Annotated in this window: 13 protein-coding genes; 6 read left to right on the plus strand and 7 right to left on the minus strand. The window is 67.9% G+C overall.

Annotation, left to right across the window (positions count from 1 at the left end):
• Positions 1–39 precede the first annotated feature (39 nt).
• From SKZ59_RS10975 to SKZ59_RS11000, 6 genes are read left to right on the plus strand one after another with little or no spacing between them, the layout of a single operon-like run.
• Positions 40–795 carry a hypothetical protein gene (locus tag SKZ59_RS10975; RefSeq protein ID WP_319991741.1) on the plus strand — a complete coding sequence of 252 codons (756 nt, stop codon included), beginning with the start codon at positions 40–42 and terminating at the stop codon, positions 793–795.
• Positions 774–1,019: an acyl carrier protein gene (locus tag SKZ59_RS10980; protein WP_319991742.1), complete on the plus strand. Its 246-nt coding sequence runs from the start codon at positions 774–776 to the stop codon at positions 1,017–1,019. The genes SKZ59_RS10975 and SKZ59_RS10980 overlap by 22 nt, the downstream gene beginning before the upstream one ends.
• Positions 1,016–1,873, plus strand: coding sequence for a hydrolase 2, exosortase A system-associated (locus SKZ59_RS10985; protein WP_319991743.1), 858 nt, complete (start codon positions 1,016–1,018; stop codon positions 1,871–1,873). Before SKZ59_RS10980 ends, SKZ59_RS10985 begins: the two co-directional genes overlap by 4 nt.
• Positions 1,870–2,757 (plus strand): hydrolase 1, exosortase A system-associated, encoded by an 888-nt coding sequence (locus SKZ59_RS10990; RefSeq protein WP_319991744.1) that lies wholly within the window; start codon positions 1,870–1,872, stop codon positions 2,755–2,757. The genes SKZ59_RS10985 and SKZ59_RS10990 overlap by 4 nt, the downstream gene beginning before the upstream one ends.
• Entirely contained in the window at positions 2,751–4,055 is a 1,305-nt protein-coding gene (locus SKZ59_RS10995) for a glycosyltransferase (RefSeq protein ID WP_319991745.1), read from the plus strand. Before SKZ59_RS10990 ends, SKZ59_RS10995 begins: the two co-directional genes overlap by 7 nt.
• Positions 4,056–4,063: 8 nt before the next feature.
• Positions 4,064–4,753, plus strand: a complete 690-nt coding sequence (locus tag SKZ59_RS11000) for an ABC transporter permease (protein ID WP_319991746.1) — start codon at positions 4,064–4,066, stop codon at positions 4,751–4,753.
• Here SKZ59_RS11000 and SKZ59_RS11005 read toward each other — a convergent pair.
• The 7 genes from SKZ59_RS11005 to SKZ59_RS11035 all read right to left on the minus strand — a co-directional run bounded on the left by SKZ59_RS11005 (position 4,740) and on the right by SKZ59_RS11035 (position 12,709).
• Positions 4,740–5,477, minus strand: coding sequence for a hypothetical protein (locus SKZ59_RS11005; RefSeq protein WP_319991747.1), 738 nt, complete (start codon positions 5,475–5,477; stop codon positions 4,740–4,742). The genes SKZ59_RS11000 and SKZ59_RS11005 overlap by 14 nt on opposite strands.
• 15 nt (positions 5,478–5,492) lie before the next feature.
• Positions 5,493–5,930 carry a DUF6678 family protein gene (locus SKZ59_RS11010; RefSeq protein WP_034748464.1) on the minus strand — a complete coding sequence of 146 codons (438 nt, stop codon included), beginning with the start codon at positions 5,928–5,930 and terminating at the stop codon, positions 5,493–5,495.
• Complete coding sequence (purT, locus tag SKZ59_RS11015) at positions 5,930–7,159, minus strand: formate-dependent phosphoribosylglycinamide formyltransferase (RefSeq protein ID WP_319991748.1); 1,230 nt, start codon at positions 7,157–7,159, stop codon at positions 5,930–5,932. The genes SKZ59_RS11010 and purT overlap by 1 nt, the downstream gene beginning before the upstream one ends.
• A 90-nt stretch (positions 7,160–7,249) precedes the next feature.
• Positions 7,250–7,747 (minus strand): VOC family protein, encoded by a 498-nt coding sequence (locus tag SKZ59_RS11020; RefSeq protein ID WP_072453700.1) that lies wholly within the window; start codon positions 7,745–7,747, stop codon positions 7,250–7,252.
• Between the two features lie 81 nt (positions 7,748–7,828).
• Positions 7,829–9,193, minus strand: coding sequence for a TolC family protein (locus SKZ59_RS11025; protein WP_319991749.1), 1,365 nt, complete (start codon positions 9,191–9,193; stop codon positions 7,829–7,831).
• Positions 9,183–10,526, minus strand: coding sequence for an HlyD family type I secretion periplasmic adaptor subunit (locus tag SKZ59_RS11030; RefSeq protein WP_319991750.1), 1,344 nt, complete (start codon positions 10,524–10,526; stop codon positions 9,183–9,185). Before SKZ59_RS11030 ends, SKZ59_RS11025 begins: the two co-directional genes overlap by 11 nt.
• Positions 10,523–12,709, minus strand: a complete 2,187-nt coding sequence (locus SKZ59_RS11035; protein WP_319991751.1) for a type I secretion system permease/ATPase — start codon at positions 12,707–12,709, stop codon at positions 10,523–10,525. Before SKZ59_RS11035 ends, SKZ59_RS11030 begins: the two co-directional genes overlap by 4 nt.
• Between the last annotated feature and the right edge of the window lie 54 nt (positions 12,710–12,763).

Raw genomic sequence — 12,763 nt, forward strand, 5'->3', positions numbered from 1 at the left:
GACAGCGTTGGCTGCATAGCCGCCCCGTCCGTTACTACCATGGCCCTGTCCCCGCAATTTCCCTTGCTGCAACGGCTGGCCGCCAGCGTCGCCCAGCTCGGCTGGCGCGACAGCGCCTGGCTGGCCGTGGCCCGGCTGCTGGAATGCGTGCCGGGCGGACGCTGCGCACTGTACCGCTACCAGTTCGTGGCGCAGGCCGTGGCGCCCGGTTCGCTGTGCCGCGGGCGCGGCCAGTCGATTGCCGTCACGCCCTGCCTGGCGGAAGCGGACTTGCCGCCCGGGCCCGAGCGCCGGCCCGGCGCGCTGCGCGAACGCTACCGTCAGGGCGCGCAATGCCTGTTGGCGCGAGACAAGTCCGGCATGGTTGGCTGGATCTGGCTGCTGCGCCACGGCTGCCAGGAAGACGAGGTGCGCGCCCGCTATGCGCTGGCTTCAAACCAGTCGTCGTGGGACCTCGACGTGTGGGTGCAGCCCGAACAGCGCGGTGGCCTCGTCTTCGCGCGCCTGTGGGAAGAAGCCAACGCCGTGCTGTACGCGCAGGGCGTGCGCTGGTCGTGCAGCCGCATCTCGCGTTTCAACCGCGCCTCGCTGGGCGCCCACGCGCGCCTGGGCACGCACGCGCTGGGCACGGCCACCTTTATCCGCTGCGGGCGCTGGCAATGGATGGCCGCCAGCCTGCCGCCCTATGTACACCTGTCGCGCCGCCCCGACGACATCCCCTGCCTGGCCTTCGATACGTCGTCCCTGCCGCACTTCCCTTCCCTGGAGCTGACATGCCGCATCTTGAAGCAGTAAAGCACATCCTCGACACCACCCTGGGCTTGAACGGGCGCGCGCTGGAAGCCCACACGCCGCTCTTGGGCAGCGTGCCGGAACTCGACTCGATGGCCGTGATCGGCGTGATCGCCGCGCTGGAAGACCATTTCGGCATCATGGTCGCCGACGACGACATCCACGCGCGCCACTTCGCCACCGTGGGCACCCTGCACGATTTCGTGTTTGCAAAGCTGCGACCATGAACCGCGCCCTCACCGACGCGCTACCGCTGCTGCCCTTCTTCCTGCCCGCCAGCGGCGGCCAGCGCTATTGTTTGCTGCACCTGCCGCCGCCGGGCCAGGCCGCGCGCGGCGGCATTCTCTACGTGCACCCGTTCGCGGAAGAACTCAATAAAAGCCGCCACGTGGCCGCCGCGCAGGCGCGCGCCTTTGCCGCGGCCGGCTACAGCGTGCTGCAGATCGACCTGTTCGGCTGCGGCGACAGCAGCGGCGACTTTGGCGAAGCGCGCTGGGACATCTGGCACAACGACCTGCACCTGGCGTGCGCGTGGCTGGCGCAGCGGGTCGACGGTCCCTTGACCGTGTGGGGCTTGCGTCTGGGCGCCCTGCTGTCCCTCGATTTCGCCAGCAACCCGCCGCTGCCCCTGGCGCGGTTGCTGCTGTGGCAACCGGAACTCGATGGACGGCGCGTCATCGACCGCTTCCTGCGCCTGCGCCTGGCGGCCGGCATGCTGGCCGGCGGCGGGCACGAAGCGCCCGGCCATGCGCGCGCAGCATTGGCGGAAAGTGAGCCTGTGGAAGTGGCCGGCTACCTGCTGGCACCCGAACTGGCGCACGCCATCGATGACGTCAGCGCGTCTGCGCTGCAGCCTGCCGTTCCAGTCTATTGGCTCGATTACCGGGGACCGGACCAGGCAGCCGCGCCCTTGCCGCCGCTGGCACGGCAATGGCGGGACCAGGGCGCCGCCGTCCACGTGGCCAGCTTCGGCGATGGCCCGTTCTGGCACAGCGGCGAGCTGCTCGCGTGTCCGCAACTGCTGGACGCCACGCGCGCGCTGTGCCGCGACTGGCTCGACGAGGAAAGGACGCCGCCATGAAACGCGACAGCAGCCAGCAGCACCTCGCAGCACCCGCCGTTCGCGAACTGGCCCTGCGCTTTCGCAGCGCAGCTGATGACGGCGAGTCGCAGGCGCGCATGGCCGGCATCCTCAGCCTGCCCGACGCACCGGGTCCGCGCGGCGTGTTGATCGTCACGGGCGGGCCGCAGTACCGGGTCGGCAGCCACCGCCAGTTCGTCTTGCTGGCCCGCGCCCTGGCCGCGCAAGGCTGGCCCGTGCTGCGTTTCGACTTGCGCGGCATGGGCGACAGCGAAGGCAGCGCGCGCGATTACCGCGCCGCCGGTCCCGATATCGCCGGCGCGCTGGCGCAATTCTTCGACGCCGTGCCGTCGCTGCGCGAAGTGGCGCTGTGGGGCTTGTGCGACGGCGCCACGGCGGCCGCCTGCCATGCGCCGCGCGACGCGCGCATCAAAGCCCTGATCCTGCTCAACCCGTGGGTGCGCAGCAGCGCCGGCCTGGCGCGCGCCACCTTGCGCCATTATTATCTGCCACGCCTGCTGCAAGGCGGTTTCTGGCGCAAGCTGGCCAGCGGCGGACTGCGGCTGGGCGCCAGCCTGGCCTCGCTGCGGCAGGTGGCGGCCGCCACGCACAAACCGGCAACGCAAGAAGACGATGCGCCCGCGCCGGCCATGCTGCGGGCGCTGGCGCAATTCCAGGGCAAGGTGCTGCTGGTCCTCAGCGGCGACGACCTCGGTGCGCGCGAGTGGCAAGCCCTGCTCGATGGCGACACAGCCTGGCGCGCCGTGGCCGCCCGCGCGCAATGGACGCAGGCGCAGGTCGCTGGCGCCAACCACACGTTCGCCAACGCCGCCTGGCGCGGCGAAGTCGAACAGCTGTGCGCGCGGTGGCTGCGGTCATGGTAATGACCTCGCCGAACGCGGCCCGACCGAACGCGGCCCGACCAAAACGGGTGCTGATGGTCGCCTACCATTTTCCGCCGTTTGCCGGCGGCAGCGGCATCCTGCGCACCCTGGGCTTTGCACGCCATTTGCCCGACTGCGGCTGGCAGCCGCTCGTGCTCAGCCCCTCGCCGCTCGCGTATGCGCAGCGGGGCGAATCGCAGCTGGCGCAGATCGGCGCGCAAGCGACCGTGCGGCGCACCTTGGCGCTGGACGCGGCGCGCCATTTGTCCATCGCCGGACGCTATCCGCGCTGCCTGGCACTGCCCGACCGCTGGAGCTCCTGGTGGCTGAGCGCCGTGCCGGCCGGCCTGCGCATGATCCGCGAATATCGCCCAGACGCCATCTGGTCAACGTACCCGATCGCCACGGCGCACCTGATCGCGATGACCCTGCAAAAACTCAGCGGCCTGCCGTGGATCGCCGACCAGCGCGACCCCATGCTCGACGACAGCGACCCGCTGGCGCCGTATCCGCCCGAGCCGCGCCTGCACCGCATGCATGCGTGGATCGAACAGCGCATCGCGGCGCGCAGCGCGGCCATCGTCTGCACCACGCCGGGCGCCATCGCGGCGCACCAGCGGCGCCTGGCGCAAGTGGGGCGCGAGCGCTTCTGCCTGATCGAAAATGGCCACGACGATGACGCGGACGCCGCGCCGCTGGCCGGGCCGCGCGGCCACCGCAGCCGCTTCCTGCTGCTGCACAGCGGCGTGATCTACCCGTCCGAGCGCGATCCGCAGCCGCTGTTCGAAGCCCTGGCCCGCCTGCGCCACGACGGCGTGCTGCACGCCCGCAATTTCCAGATGGTGCTGCGTGCCACGGGCCACGATGCGTGGCTGGCGGGATTGCTGGCGAAATACGGCATCCTGGATCTGGTGAGCCTGGAACCGTTGCAGCCGCACGAGGATGCGCTGCGCGAAATGCTGGCCGCCGACGGCTTGCTGCTGCTGCAGGCGGCCAACTGCAACGAACAGATTCCCGCCAAGTTGTATGAATACCTGCGCTGCCGCCGGCCCATCCTCGCGCTGACCGACCTGGCCGGCGACAGCGCGGCCAAGCTGCGCCACTGCAGCATCGATACCATCGGCCAGCTGGCGTCCAGCGGCGATTGCGCGCGCGCCCTGCTGCGCTTTCTGGAACTGGCGCGCCAGGGCCGCGCCCCGCTGGCCAGCCCCACGGCCATCGCCCTGCAATCGCGGCAAGCCCGCAGCAACGCCCTGGCCGATTTGCTCGACCAGGTCAGCCACAGGAGTCCGACATGAAGCATTGCTTGTTAGCCTGCACCCTCGCCGCCTGCTGCGCCAGCGTCACTGCCGCCGAGTGTCCGCCCTACGTCAAGCGCACGCCGGGCGGCGACTACACGAGCGCGGAAGACCGCGACGGGCTGTCCGTGGTCGAAAAATTCCATTTTTCGCGCGCCGTGGAAACGCTCACGCAAGGCATGACGGGCAGCCTGGGCGCCGACATCAGCTACACGCTCGAACATTTCCCGAACCACCACCGGGCGCTGGCGTCGATGGCCAAGCTGGGATTGCGCCTGAAAAGCGCGCAGCCGATCGGCGCCCGCTACACGGTCAGCTGCTACTTCGAACGGGCGATCGCCTTCGCGCCGCACGACGTGACGGCGCGCATGGTGTATGGCAGCTACCTGCTGTCCACGGGCCAGGATGCGATGGCGCTGGAACAGCTGGACGCAGCCAGCCGCCTGGCGCCTGACCAGGCCACCATCCAGTACAACCTGGGCCTGATGTATGCAAAGAAGAAGGAATACGAGAAGGCCAGCGCGCACGCGCAAAAAGCCTATGCGCTGGGTTTCCCCTTGCCGGGGCTGAAGAACAAGCTGAAGGCGGCGGGCAAATGGCGCGAGCCGCCTCCCGCGCCCGTCGTCGTGGAGGCGAAGGAAGCGCCGAAAGCGGAAGAACCGGCTGTGCCCCCGGTCGAAGAACCTAGCGGGGAATGACGGCCGGCCGCTGGGCCACACTCCAATGCCCGGCCGGCGACGCGGCCAGCGCGGCGGCCAGGTCGCGCCGCGCTTGGGCCTTGTCTTCGGCCTCGCTGATGTACGCCAGTTCGGCCGGCTGCAGCGCGGTGAGCGTCAGCAGCATCACTTCGCCATACGGCGTGCCGAAGGACGACGGGATGGTGCTTGCGCCCTGGGCCAGCAGCACGCCCACCTGTTCGTTTTCGTCTTCGAGGCCCTTGGGTGCATCTTGCAAGTCCAGCGCCATCGACACGCTGCCGTGGCGCTGCACCAGCAAATCGATGGAGCCATGATCGGCCACGTTCTGGCTGACCTGGTAGACCAGATCGAACAGCCACGATGCCTGCACCGGACCGCCGTTGAAAGCGGACAGTGGCGCCTCGATGCACACTTCCAGCAGGTGGCCGCGCGGCACAAACACCTCGTCGTCATCCTCGAACGGGTCGCTCAAGCCATCGCTGGCGATGAGGATGGAGTCATTGCGGCGGATCACCCGCCAGGCCTGGCGCAACGATGGCCAGCGCGGACCGCCCATGAAAGCGGGGTTGACCAGCGGCGCCAGCACATCGGCGTCGACAGCGCCCAAAGTAGCATAGAAGGCGTCGCGCGCGGCGCAAGCCGTGGCCAGCATCTGCGCGCCCGCTTCCTTGCCGATGACGGCGTCGTCCGGTTGCGGCACCTGGGGAATAAGGTTTTCAGGCATGAGAGAGTCTTTGAATTAGTCGGCGGTTGGGAAGTCGTGATAATTGCGGGGCAAATAGCCCCAAATGCGCGCCACCCTGTCCCGCACCTCGAAATCGAAGCCGATGCGCTCGAGCTCCGGCACGATCCACACGCCGTGGTCGATGATTTTCTTGGGCAGCAGCATGGCCACGTGTTCTTCCGAGTACAGGCTGATATCGAACCATTCCACGCCCAGGAACGGGAACGGCGGGTGGTAATCCCATTCCGTATCCCAGCGCGAGACATAGCCGGTGACGGAGCCGTAACGGTACGACGGCGCCCAGTCGGTGCGTCCGCGCATGAAGGCCAGCAGTTCGTTCCACTTGCAATCGTTGGCGGCGCCGGCCAGGTTGCGCCGCGCGATATGGCCGCGCAGCTTGCGCTTGATGTCGTCGCCGCCGGCGTCGGCCTGCGGCAGGCTGGCCTCTGGCATCAGCGGACCACCGGCTTGACTTTGGACGCAGCCAGCACGGCGCGCGCGCGGGCCGTGTCGATATCGTCGGCCGTGGCCAGCGCCACGCCCATGCGGCGGCGGGCGAATGATTCCGGCTTGCCGAACAGGCGCAAGTCCGCGCCCGGCACGCTCAGGGCGTTGGCCACGCCTTCGAAGGCGATGCCTTTCGCTTCCAGCTGGCCGTAGATGACGGCCGAGGCGCCGGGCGAACGCAGCGCCACGTTGACGGGCAAGCCGAGGATGGCTTTCGCGTGCAGCTCGAATTCGCTCTGCACCTGGCTGGCCATGGTGACCATGCCCGTGTCGTGCGGACGGGGGCTCACTTCCGAGAACCACACCATGTCGTCCTTGACGAACAGCTCCACGCCGAACAGGCCCAGGCCGCCCAGGTTGTCCGTCACCTTGCGGGCGATGTCGCGCGAGCGCTCGAGGGCCAGCGGCGCCATGCGGGCCGGCTGCCACGATTCCACGTAGTCGCCATGCACCTGCAAGTGGCCGATCGGCTCGCAGAACTGCGTCTCGATCTGTCCCGAGGCGCCCACGGCGCGTACGGTCAGCAGGGTGATTTCGTAGTCGAAGTCGATGAAACCCTCGACGATGACCCGGCCCGTATCGACACGGCTGCCGCTGGCCGCATACGCCCACGCCGCGTCCACGTCCGCGGCGCCATCGAGTTTGGACTGGCCCTTGCCCGACGACGACATCACGGGTTTCACGACGCACGGAAAGCCGATCTCCTGGCAGGCAAGCTGCAACTCCCGCAGGCTGCTGGCGAAGCGGTAGGGCGACGTCGCCACGCCCAAGGTTTCGGCCGCCAGGGTGCGGATGCCTTCGCGGTTCATCGTCAGCACGGCCGCGCGCGCGTTCGGGATGCACGTGATTTGCCCGGCCGCTTCCAGCGCCGCCAGCGTATCGGTGGCGATGGCTTCGATTTCGGGCACGATCAGGTCCGGCTTTTCCAGTTCGATCAGGGCGGCCAGGGCCACGCCGTCGCTCATGTCGATCACGTGCGAGCGGTGCGCCACCGGGTGGCCCGGCGCGTTCGGGTAGCGGTCGACGGCGATCACTTCCACGCCCAGGCGCTGCAGCGACATGATCACTTCCTTGCCCAGTTCACCGGAACCCAGCAGCATGACTTTGATGGCGGTGGAAGACAGGGGCGTGCCGAAGGTACGGGGCGCGATGGTGCTGCTGGTGCTAGTGGTCATGGCAGGTCTGTAGGCGGATGGAAAGATGGCTGGGACTATAACAAATGCCGGCCATCTTGGACAGGGCGCACCGCTGCCTGACGGACCAGGCTAGCCCGCGTACGCCCGCTTGATCTCGTCGATGTCGATCTTTTTCATGCCCATCATGGCTTTCATCACGCGCTGGGCCTTGACTGGGTCGGGATCGCCCAGCAGCTTGACCATGATGGTGGGCACGATTTGCCAGGACACGCCGAACTGGTCCTTGAGCCAGCCGCACTGCTGCGCTTCCACGGGACCGCCTTCGGACAGCTGGGTCCAGTAGTGGTCGACCTCGTCCTGGGTTTCGCAATTGACCTGGAATGAGATGGCCTCGGAAAACTGGAACAGGGGTCCGCCATTCAATCCCGTGAACGTCTGGCCATCGAGTTCAAACGCGACAGTCAGCACGCTGCCTGGCTCCTGGCCGTGGATTTCCTTGCCCTCCTCGCCATAGCGCAGGATCTGGCCGATCTTCGAATTGGGGAATATCCCCGTATAAAACAGGGCCGCCGCCTCGGCGTGGCCGTTGAACCATAAACACGGGGTAATCTTTTGTATGCTGTGCATGATGTCTCCCTAGTCCGGTGTGTGGATTAGCTACGCTAATATAGTCATAATTGCGCCGGCATGGCGCGCGGAATGCGCCTGTTAGCGACCTGCAATGGCCTCCCGTCCCAGCACGCCGGCGCTGGCCAGCAGACGCAGCCGAGCCGAACGCCATTCCGCCTGGCAACGGATGCGTTCCTGCTGCGCCTCGAGCAGCGCCGACTGGGTGTTCAGCATTTCCAGGATATCGGCCGCGCCCAGGCCGAACTTGCGCTGCACGCTGGCCTGGGCATCGCGCGCCGCGTCCAGCCACGCTTGCGAGGCGGCCAGGTTGGCCAGCGCCGTACTCGCCTCCGCATGCGTTTTCACCAGTTCCATCAGGGTTTGCTGTTGCACCTCCTGCGCCTCGGCTTCCCTTTGCCCGGCCTGCGCCAGCGCGCCGCGCACCTTGTAGTGGCGCGCAAAACCGTCGAACAGGGGAATGTTCAATGAGATGCCCACCAGGGTTTCGCGCGTGGACGCGGCGGACAAGCCCTGGTTGGGGCGGCCGTTCTGGTAGATATTGGCCGTCAGGTCGATGCTGGGACGGCCTTCCGACTCGGTCACGGCCACCCGTTCGCGCGCGGCCGCCAGCTGCGCCTGCGCAGCCACGATGGCCGGGTGCCGCGCCTGAGCCAGCGCCAGCCAGGTGTGCAAATCTTCACGCAGGCCAGCCGCCGGTTCGGCCGCATCGTCGTCCAGCACCACGCCCGCCTCGGCCGGCAAGCCCAGCGTATAGACAAGCACGGCGCGCGCCTTCTGGAACTCGCCATCGGCGCGGCTGGCGCCCAGGGCCGCCTTGGCCAGCGCGCTCGTCGCCTGCAGGGTGTCGCTGTGCGAGCCGAGCCCCCGCTGCGCGCGGCGCTGCGTGGCCAGCACCGTTTCATTGGCCAGCGCCCGGTACTCCTCGCGCATCCGCACGTTTGCCCGTGCCGTCTGCGCGTCGAAATACGCGCTGACGGTGGCCGCCAGCGTCTTTTGCAGCACGGCATCGCGGTTGGCCAGGGCCGCGTCGAGCATGGCTTGCGCCGAACGCTGGCCCGCCGCGCGTCCGCCGAAGTCGAACAGACGCCAGGACAGATTGAGCGAGCCCGTATTGCTGTTCAAGCTGCCTGACGGCGTGCTGGCGCCCGGATAAGCCGTGCGGTCGTGCACCCGGCTCACGCCCGCATTCAGGGTTGGCAGAAAGGCGGCCCTGGCCTCGCCCACGCCGGCCGCCTGCAGCCGTATGCCGGCCCAGGCGCCGTGCACCTGCGCGTTGTGGCACAGGGCCAGGTCGACGGCCGCCGGCAAGGTCAAGGGCACGCCCGCCTCGTACGCGGACGGGCATGGCGCGGCCTCGAACTCGCCCGCCTGCGCCGCAGCACTGGCCAGCAGCAAGCTGGCGGCGATGGCGATGGCGGTCATGGCGCGGCGTCTAGCGTTCATGCAGCGCCTCCTTCTGGTGCTGCACCAGCGGCGAGAGCACGTATTCGATCACCCTCCTCGTCCCCGTGCGGATTTCCGCGCGCACGGCCATGCCGGCCGACAGCGGCGCCAATCTGCCGTCGACGACGATGGACGGCTGCCGCAGCGTGATCCTGACGGCATACACGGGACCCTTCTTTTCATCCTCGACAGCGTCGCGCGAGACGCTGCTGACGACGGCGGGCACGGTGCCGTATTTCGTGTAGTCGAAGGCGTCGACCTTGATGGCCACCGCCTGCCCGACCTGCACGAAGCCGACGTCGCGGTTTTCCAGCACGGCGTCAATTTCCAGCTTGCCCTGGCGCGGCACGATCTGCATCAGCGCCTGCGCGGCCGGCACGACGCCGCCCACCGTGTGCAGCTTCAGTTGCTGCACCGTGCCGTCGACGGGCGCCGTCAGGCGCAGCAGGCTGCCGCGGGCGCCTGCGCGGCGCGCATCCTGGCCGCTGGCCGCCGCCACCCTGGCCCCTTCCGTCAGCGCGTCGTAGGCGTCCTTGCGCGTTTGCGCCACCAGGGCCGCGCGCTCGCTGCGGGCCGACGCCAGCTGGCCGGCCAGGTCGATACGCGCCTGCTCCTTTTCCATCCACGCGTGTTCGGCCACGTCGCGCGTGGCCAGCAGCGCCTTGTAGTCGCTGGCGCGCTGCGTGGCCAGCGGCAACGCCTGGGCATAGCGGGCAATCTCGCCATCGAGATGCGCGAGCCGGGCGCGGAAATTCGCGTACTGGCCATCGAGGTGGCCCTGCGCTTCCTCGCGCTGAGCGACAGATGCGCCATCGGGCGCCGCCAGCTTCGGCTGCGTCAAGCTGTCGACGGCGGCGATCAAAGCACGCGAGCGGGCCATCTGCAGCGCGGCCGCCACGGCGTCGCCGGCGGCCTTGTCGCGCTCGGCGTCCGGGCCGCGGCTGTCGAGTTCCACCAGCAACTGGCCCGCCCTGACGGCTTGCCCCTCGCGCACGTGCAGGGCGCGCACGGCCGCCACGTCGACCGAGGCGATGGTCTTGGTGTTGCCGGATGGAATGATCTTGCCGGCCGCGTTGACGATGATGTCGACCTGGCCGAAGACCGCCCACAGCACGACGCAGCCGACCAGCAGCATCAGCACCCTGGCCGTCAGGCGCAGCGACGGCGACACGGGACGCTCCTGCAGCGCCAGCGCGGCCGGCAAGAAGGCCGCCTCGTCTTCGCTGAGCACGGGGCCGCTCAAGGCGGCGCGCTGGCGCCAGCTGTGCCGCAGCGCCTGGCCATAGCGTTGCAACAGCTCGCCGTACGCGGCCAGGCGGTGACCGGCGCTCATGTTGCGTCCCCTGTTGCGCTCCCGCTCGTGCCCTGCTGCAGGCTGTACAGATGGGCGTAGATGCCGCCCGGCTGCGCCAGCAGCGCGTCGTGCGTGCCCAGTTCGGCCACCTGCCCCCGCTCCATGACCACGATACGGTGCGCTTCGCGCACGGCCGACAGGCGGTGGGCGATGATCAGCACGGTGCGCCCCGCGCAAATGCCGCGCATATTGTCCTGGATGATTTTTTCCGACTCGTAATCGAGCGCGCTCGTCGCTTCGTCGAAAATCAGGATGCGCGGATTGTCGATCAGGGCGCGGGCGATGGCGATGCGCTGGCGCTGGCCGCCCGACAAGCCCGTGCCGTGCTCACCCACCATGGTGTCGTAGCCTTCAGGCAACTCGCAAATGAAATCGTGGGCGCCCGCCAGTTTCGCCACGGCGATGACGGCGTCAATGGGCAGCGCCGGGTCGCTCAGCGCGATGTTGTCGCGCACGGAGCGGTTGAACAGGATGTTTTCCTGCAGCACCACGCCAATCTGGCGCCGCAGCGAGGCCGTGTCGATGACGGCGATATCCTGCCCGTCGATCAGCACCTTGCCACGCTCGGGGATATACAGGCGCTGCGCCAGCCGCGTCAAGGTGCTCTTGCCCGAGCCGGAACGCCCGACGATGCCGATCACTTCGCCAGGCGCGATGGCAATCGACACATTGCGCAGCACTTCGGCCGCATCGGGCCGGTAGCGGAAACCCACTTGCTGGAAGTCGATGGCGCCCGCGATGCGCGGCAGGCGCGCCTTCTGGCTGCCCGCTTCCACGCGCGCGTTGAGGATGTCGCCGAGCCGGCTCATCGAGATGCCCACCTGCTGGAAATCGTTCCACAGTTGCGCCAGGCGCAAAATGGGCGATGCCACCTGTCCGGCCAGCATATTGAACGCGACCAGTTCGCCCACCGTCATCTTGCCGTCGATGACGAGGGTGGCGCCCCACCACATGATGACCGCCGTCACCAGCTTGCTCACGAGCGTCACGCCGCCGCTGGCCAGCATGCCGATATTGTTTGCCGACAGCCCTGCCGAGACATAGCCGGCCAGCTGCTTTTCCCACTGCTGCTGCCAGCGCGGCTCGACGGCCATGGCCTTGAGCGTATCGACGCCGCTGATGGTTTCGACCAGGAAGGACTGGTTTTCCGCGCTGCGGTTGAATTTGTCGTTCAGGCGGCCCCGCAACACAGGCGTGAGCAGCATCGACAGGGCCGCATAGACGGGAATCGAGGCCAGCACGACGATGCTGAGCGCCGCGCTGTACCACAGCATGGCGGCAATGAAGATGAAGGAAAACAGCAGGTCGAGCACCAGGGTCATGGCGTTGCCGGTGAGAAAAGAGCGGATGTTTTCCAGTTCATGGATGCGCGCCACGGAATCACCCACGCGGCGCGCCTGGAAATACGCGATCGGCAAAGCCAGCAAGTGGCGGAACAGGCGCGCGCCCAGTTCCACGTCGATCTTGCTGCTGGTGCGCGCAAAAACATAGGTGCGAATGAGGCCAAGCACGGCTTCGAAGACGATGGCACACACGAGGCCGATGGCCACCACGTGCAGGGTTTTCATCGCGTGGTTGACCAGCACCTTGTCCATCACCACTTGGAAAAACAGGGGCGTGGCCAGGCCGATCAGTTGCAGCACGAAGGAAATCAGCAACACTTCGCCCAGCAGCCTGCGGTATTTGACTATGGCGGGAATGAACCAGCTGAAGTCGAAACGTGCCGTCTCGCCCGCATAGCTGGCCTTGCTGGTGAAAAAGATCAGCTCGCCCGTCCAGGCGGCAAGGAAGGCGTCACGGCCGAGGATTTGGGGCGGCTGGCCCGGATGCTGGACCAGCACCTTGCTCACGCCGTCAGCGCCCGTCTCGACCTTGCCGAGGATAAAGAAACGGCCATCCGTATCGATGGCGATGGCCGGCAGCGGCGCTTGTACCAGCCGTTCGGGCGCCTGGCGCACCAGTTTGGCCGTCAAGCCAAGTTGCCGGGCGGCCAGCAGCACGGTTTGCCGCGTGAACACGGCCTGGCCGAAAGCGTGCTTGAGCTGGGCGCCGTCGGCGGCGATGCCGTGCAGGCTGGCCATCAGCAACAGCGACAGCAAGCCCGTGTCGGGCGCAGTTTTTTCCAAGGACGGCGTATCGTTGCGGTGGGAGAGGACTGTCATCGGGCAATATCAGAGATTCAATGGCGCAGCCAGGCCGTGGCAGGTCGCCCCGGC

The sequence above is a fragment of the Janthinobacterium sp. GMG2 genome (genome assembly GCF_033949445.1).
Taxonomy (GTDB): Bacteria; Pseudomonadota; Gammaproteobacteria; order Burkholderiales; family Burkholderiaceae_D; genus Janthinobacterium; species Janthinobacterium aestuarii.

Coding starts and splice junctions, on each gene's coding strand:
- SKZ59_RS11020 (WP_072453700.1), bottom strand. CDS start 7,747: ATGCACAGCATACAAAAGATTACCCCGTGTTTATGGTTCAACGGCCAC.
- SKZ59_RS11025 (WP_319991749.1), bottom strand. CDS start 9,193: ATGAACGCTAGACGCCGCGCCATGACCGCCATCGCCATCGCCGCCAGC.
- SKZ59_RS11005 (WP_319991747.1), bottom strand. CDS start 5,477: ATGCCTGAAAACCTTATTCCCCAGGTGCCGCAACCGGACGACGCCGTC.
- SKZ59_RS11035 (WP_319991751.1), bottom strand. CDS start 12,709: ATGACAGTCCTCTCCCACCGCAACGATACGCCGTCCTTGGAAAAAACT.
- SKZ59_RS10975 (WP_319991741.1), top strand. CDS start 40: ATGGCCCTGTCCCCGCAATTTCCCTTGCTGCAACGGCTGGCCGCCAGC.
- purT (WP_319991748.1), bottom strand. CDS start 7,159: ATGACCACTAGCACCAGCAGCACCATCGCGCCCCGTACCTTCGGCACG.
- SKZ59_RS11030 (WP_319991750.1), bottom strand. CDS start 10,526: ATGAGCGCCGGTCACCGCCTGGCCGCGTACGGCGAGCTGTTGCAACGC.
- SKZ59_RS10980 (WP_319991742.1), top strand. CDS start 774: ATGCCGCATCTTGAAGCAGTAAAGCACATCCTCGACACCACCCTGGGC.
- SKZ59_RS10990 (WP_319991744.1), top strand. CDS start 1,870: ATGAAACGCGACAGCAGCCAGCAGCACCTCGCAGCACCCGCCGTTCGC.
- SKZ59_RS10985 (WP_319991743.1), top strand. CDS start 1,016: ATGAACCGCGCCCTCACCGACGCGCTACCGCTGCTGCCCTTCTTCCTG.
- SKZ59_RS11010 (WP_034748464.1), bottom strand. CDS start 5,930: ATGCCAGAGGCCAGCCTGCCGCAGGCCGACGCCGGCGGCGACGACATC.
- SKZ59_RS10995 (WP_319991745.1), top strand. CDS start 2,751: ATGGTAATGACCTCGCCGAACGCGGCCCGACCGAACGCGGCCCGACCA.